Annotated in this window: 7 protein-coding genes; all 7 read right to left on the minus strand. The window is 57.2% G+C overall.

Annotated elements, in window-relative coordinates:
* A partial coding sequence (locus AC1D1X_RS15125; protein ID WP_477698572.1) for a hypothetical protein occupies nt 1-355 on the minus strand: 355 nt, incomplete at its 3' end.
* A gap of 97 nt (nt 356-452) precedes the next feature.
* Nucleotides 453-1,130: a DUF1444 domain-containing protein gene (locus AC1D1X_RS15130; protein WP_477698573.1), complete on the minus strand. Its 678-nt coding sequence runs from the start codon at nt 1,128-1,130 to the stop codon at nt 453-455.
* Nucleotides 1,131-1,227: 97 nt separating this feature from the next.
* Entirely contained in the window at nt 1,228-2,049 is an 822-nt protein-coding gene (locus tag AC1D1X_RS15135; protein WP_477671183.1) for a DUF4261 domain-containing protein, read from the minus strand.
* A 165-nt stretch (nt 2,050-2,214) separates the two neighbouring features.
* Nucleotides 2,215-2,607, minus strand: coding sequence for a hypothetical protein (locus AC1D1X_RS15140; RefSeq protein ID WP_477671184.1), 393 nt, complete (start codon nt 2,605-2,607; stop codon nt 2,215-2,217).
* Between the two features lie 113 nt (nt 2,608-2,720).
* A complete protein-coding gene (locus AC1D1X_RS15145) occupies nt 2,721-3,473 on the minus strand; it encodes a hypothetical protein (RefSeq protein WP_477698574.1) in 753 nt (250 codons plus the stop codon).
* Between the two features lie 16 nt (nt 3,474-3,489).
* A complete protein-coding gene (locus AC1D1X_RS15150) occupies nt 3,490-3,987 on the minus strand; it encodes a hypothetical protein (protein WP_477671186.1) in 498 nt (165 codons plus the stop codon).
* A gap of 658 nt (nt 3,988-4,645) precedes the next feature.
* Nucleotides 4,646-4,993 carry an iron chaperone gene (locus AC1D1X_RS15155; protein WP_477671187.1) on the minus strand — a complete coding sequence of 116 codons (348 nt, stop codon included), beginning with the start codon at nt 4,991-4,993 and terminating at the stop codon, nt 4,646-4,648.
* Nucleotides 4,994-5,179: the final 186 nt, after the last annotated feature.

The raw sequence follows: 5,179 nt of genomic DNA on the forward strand, positions 1-5,179 counted from the left end.
CTGGAAGGCCGCGAGGTGATGGCGACGTCTTGAACAGAACCTGGATGTAGTCGGGCAGGAATTGCTTGTCGTGATACCAGGACCCAGCCAGGGCAACTCCTTTCCGCGAACTGGCAGGGACAAGTTCGAGCAAGCAGCCTTTTACGACAGTGCTCTTTCCGACGGAAGTTAGTGTCAGCTTCGTGAGCCTTCCTGCTCTGCCCTTCGAGAACTCGATCTGAACGCGCGTTGCTGCATACCGGGGAGGCAGTTCGGGAATTGCTCCTCCCGAAGACAGCGAAAGTCGTCTGTCTTGATGGGTCGATGCACCAGACGCTGCGATACAAAGGATGAGGGTGATGGTAAAGCGTTTCATGCGGCTTAACGTTTGACATGAGAGGCGGCCGACAGCAGGCGAAGCCCAATGTTGAACGCCCTCCCGCTGAAAGGGTTAGGCGTCACGCGGCGCTCCACTACCTCGCCACTGGAGCCTGGAAGACTGACCACTTTCCGTCCTTGAAAAGATACAGCGCAGAAGAGACACGAAGACGTTCGCTGCTGGAGTGCAAATACTCAACTCCCTTTCGCATTCCCTCGACGGCCTTTTGGTCCGACAAGGGTGAGTAGAGTAACCCACCACGCTTCGCAACGAGGGCAACAACACCTTCAGGATGTTGTTTGAGCAGACCCAGCCAAAACTCCCGGTCGAGGAAATAGCTGCTGTCGAGATCGGGCGACGTTCCCTTGACCTGCATGAGATCGTTCCAGGGAGTCGCCTTGGGCTCTCCATACACACGCTTGATGTTGCTGACCGCAAGCTCGAGCGCGGCCTCCGGCGTGAGCCTCAAGCGCTCCAGGTCTTTCGGAGAGGCGTTCGGCATTGACGTGGGTGTATCGAAGACAAAACGAACGTGCATGTCTCCGATGTACGAGTACCATCCCGTTTCGATTTCGATTTCCTTGCCGTCCGCAAGCTTGACCTTGGTTTTACCCATTGGCACCAGCGATTCGTCCTGCCTGTTCGAACCAACAGACTCCCGTAACACCACCATGAGGTTCGAGGAGCAGTTGTCGAACGACTGAGCCGGTTGTGCGAAAGCGACGGAAGATGCGGCAAAGGAGATGAGAAGTGACAGGAGTTTTCGAATCATGACTGGGTACGCAAAGTTAGATAGTGACGCCGAATGTAATGTATGCCGCAAACCCTGCGGTATAGCCTGGCGCTTGCAATCTAATCCGGACATCAAATCATTCTTTTGGGTACGTCACTCTGTAGACTGTGACACCTTCCCGCCAGTAGGACGGTCCCTGGTGAACCCTGATGTTCAACGCTGGTGAAGCGCCTATCGTTTCCCCGTCTTTAATCACCGGTCCGCTGCTGACGAGATACTGGGCCATGTTCATGAGCAGGGAGAAAACTTCCAGGCCATTTCGGTTCACGTCCTTGGCTTCGATCTCCCGCAGGTCAAACTTCTCCATTCCTTGTGTGGACAGCGAGAACCCCTTCTCCACATCGGTTGAGATACGAAAGTTAGTCCAGAGCCAAACGGGCGGCCCCGCACGACTGGCCTGCCCGCTCTGTTTCAGGAACGCTTCTCGGGACTGCAGGCTCGCGCCCCAATAGCTTGCGATGGCATTCTGGTCCATCAGCGTGGCCACCACATCGGTCTGCAAGAGATAAGCGTCCAGCTGATCGAGATTCGTGTCCAGAATACTGACGTAGACATGGGCTTTGTGCCGGGCAGTCTCTTCGCAGGCCCTCCTCCAGTACCAGGCGCCTTGGCACAAGTCGTCAATCTGGCCTTTTGGCAGGGGCGCATCGATCAGCCCAATCATCACGGTGCCACCCCGCGATCGAAGAAGAATGACCTTTTGGCCGTCTGTTTCCATGTCATCAATCTTGACCCTTCCCTTGAGCCGCACCTCAAGCTGTGCACGAAAGGCCGCTGCATCRGGAAGCCTTGATTCAGCAAGAAGTACAAACGAGCTAGTCCTGACCTTGCTGGGCTCTGCAGCCGTGGCGAGTGTTGAGGTGATGACAAACGCAAGCAGGGCTAAAAGTGAACGCATGGTGTTGTGTGTGATGCTTTCCGCGTATTAAGCCTGTGGTCCGCGTCAGATAGCAAGAGTGGAATTGCCGTCACGTGCACAGCTTAACGCTTTGGAAGGGCCGTGCTGACCGGTTTTCCGATCAGCACCTCCCGATAGAAGGGTTCAGTGCCCTTTTTAGAGTACTCAAGGCACATCGTGCGGATTGTATTTGCCGGCGACAAGAAAGTAGAGCGCTATGGGCAAGCAGGCAATCCCGATCACCACTCCGATGACACCGAACAAAGAGGTAGCCAGGCTCATGGCGATCAGCCCAAGGCCTCCAGTGAAGATTGCGACGGCCAGGACAACCCTGATCAACAGCGGCATGGGCCGCCAGTGGGATTCTTCGGCTTCATCCTGAGCTTCGGTCGAAGGGCGCAGAAGGACTGAGCTGACGTATCCGGCAACAACGGCAGCGACTGCCATCTTGACGAATGGCCACAAGGAGATGCCGGCTCTCAGATCGGTCTTGACGGTCGCGACGACATAAATCAGCCAGAAGGCCCAGCACGCACCGACGAGTAGAAGTTTTTGCATGGCCGGTGACGCCTAAGGTTTGAGATACCCGGTACAACCCTGCTTGGCGAGGCGGCCAAGGCCAACAATGGCGGCTACACCATTGAATGGAGGGTTCCGGGCGCCACGCCGGCTCATGTGGGCAGGCCGCATGCGGCGATAAACGTTTCCAGAAAGCCAACCATCGGCGTGCCGCGCTCGCGGTAGCGAGACAGCTTGCCCGATGCCCGGGCGGCAAAGTCAGGCGCATCTGCTGCCCTGGCGATGGCGAGGTCGGCATGGTGGTTCATGGGTGTCCAGGTGGTGGGCCGACGCAAGAACCGAAACGGGCAGTCGGCATCCGGTACGCGGTTGGCCCAATGGTCCAGCGCCTGCCAACTGTCGATCCCTGCCAGCAACGGCAGTGCATGCGCCAGTACAGAGGCAAGCTCAGCCGCGGCACGCTCTGCTGCCGGGCCGTTGTTCACCAGCATGGTGTATTGGTTTTCACCACCAGGCAGCACGCCCTTTAGGCTCAATGGCAGGTTGTGCGCGTCGGCCAATCGCTTGAGGTCGATCTCCAGATCGAAGCTCGCCATCGACGAGACAGCGGCTTTCATATGGGACGGATATTTGGGGCAGAGATTCAATGCGAACTCGAACGACCAACTCGGCACACGCCCGTAGAACTCAAGCTTGAACAGCTTGGTGGAGCTTGTGAACCAGCTGTGGCCACGGCCGCTCTTCCAGCCCTGAAGGGGTCCGAAGGTCGGTGTCAGCAAATTCCGCAGCGTGCTCGCCGCGAACTGGGGAGAAATGGGCTCGGCGATAAGACTCATGGGGTTGGTGTGGCTGTTTTGAGTAGCAGAAATACCGTGCCCCCGTTTGAGCTGCGCGGCCCCGGGCAAGACACAGCACTTCTGGTCAACTCGCTGCCACCTTACGGCCAAACCAGAAGCCAAGAACGCCCAACGCTACCGCGATCCAGCCAATGGTGTAGCCGCCGCTGTTGCCCTCGACAAGCTTGGCCTTGAACGCGGCTGTATCGCGGTACGCGATCACCTGGCGGCTTGGGGTGCTCAGACTGAACACCGACTTTTCATCCTTCGGATCGAACCTGACTGTCACGGTTTCACCACCCAGCCCGTCCAGCGAACGCTCAGAGTTCGGCTCGCCCACGCGCACAGTCTCGATGCCTGCAGAGGTTTGTATGTCCAGCTCCGCGTAACGGCTCGCAAGTACACCTTTTTTTGTCTTGCGCTCAACAACGCGGGCGCTCAGGGCTTTGCCGGTGGCAGTGCTCAATTCAGCCTCAGAAGGGACCTTGTGGCGCGAAGGGCGCTTGCGGTCCTCTGCATATTCGGCACCGAGCCATACCAGGCCCCCAATGAATAGCACAAGTGAAATCTTTGTCAGGCTCAAAGCCAATCCCCCCAATATTAGAAGTACATCAGTGACGAATGCACGGGGTCCTTATCCAGTGCTCGCCGCTTGTCTCGCATGAATGCGAGGATCCCCATCCCAGGCGGGCCTCCGGTCGTGAGACCTGCGGCTTCATCAGTTCACCTGGGGAGGCAAATCACGGCGATTATCACCATGAGAATCGACCTCGCCAAGAACGCTTTGGAATCTATGGCGTGGATGCGACAGACAAGCACAGGCGTGCGCACGAGTCCGGTCGTCAGATAGGCCCCCTTCCCGCTCGAAATGCTATTGATTTAATAGCTGCTTGCGCCCGTCCACATTGGTCTGCAGCCAGTTTTCATGCATAAAAAGAGGTCAAAACCGCTCTTTGGAGGCCACTACAGGGTCTTTTGCGAGGTATGGCAGCGCCAGAATCAACTGTTTTTGGGTATTTTCATATACGAAACAGGCCCCAAGACCAATGCGGATGAGCGCAAGCAGCTACTGATTTGATAGCAAAACAAGGGGGCGCGCAAAAAAGCGCCGTCTTCGTTTCAGCCCTATGCAGAGGCAGGCCTCAGTGCGCGCATGCCGCAGCGTCGGCGCTGCCCCCTGCCCCACCTGCGGCAAAGAGAACTCCAGGAAGCAACGAAAGGTCAGGGACCACGCTCGCCGTTCACTTGCGGCCGTACTCTTGCGACAGCGCCAGGGCAACCCGGCCAATAAGCTCGATAGGAAGCGCCTCCTTCAGCGGGAAGGACAAATTGCCCTTTTCGCCACGGTATGGCGCGAGTTCCTGCATGAGGCGTGCATCTTGCGTGACCGGCGGATAGACACCAATGTGCTTCTTGAATGCGGCGAAGTAAAAGAACACCCGACCGCGCTTGAACGCGGGCATGTTGTAGCTTATGCAGCGCGAGGCACCAGGCACCAACGCCTCAACTTTTTCCTGAATGGATTGGAGCTGAAGGCGCAAATCAGCGGGCACGCTTGCGAAGTACTCCTCATGTGAAGCGAAAGCCATGGCGTATTTCGTGTTGTCTAACGTTTGAGATGCAAGGCATGACCCGGCTTGCCGGGACACGTCCTCTCGATTGAAGGGTTGATCGTCATGGTATGTCAGGGACGTTAGCTGCCAGCGCGCTCAGGCTTTGCGTCGGTGACAAGCCGCAAGAATGACATAAGGACTTCTTCCGCCAGTGTTCCGTGT

It is taken from the genome of Polaromonas sp. P1_G4 (assembly GCF_056405475.1).

What these genes read in the sequence shown, in the direction of transcription:
- AC1D1X_RS15130 (WP_477698573.1), bottom strand. Translation starts at nt 1,130, where the DNA reads ATGATTCGAAAACTCCTGTCACTTCTCATCTCCTTTGCCGCATCTTCC.
- AC1D1X_RS15140 (WP_477671184.1), bottom strand. Translation starts at nt 2,607, where the DNA reads ATGCAAAAACTTCTACTCGTCGGTGCGTGCTGGGCCTTCTGGCTGATT.
- AC1D1X_RS15155 (WP_477671187.1), bottom strand. Translation starts at nt 4,993, where the DNA reads ATGGCTTTCGCTTCACATGAGGAGTACTTCGCAAGCGTGCCCGCTGAT.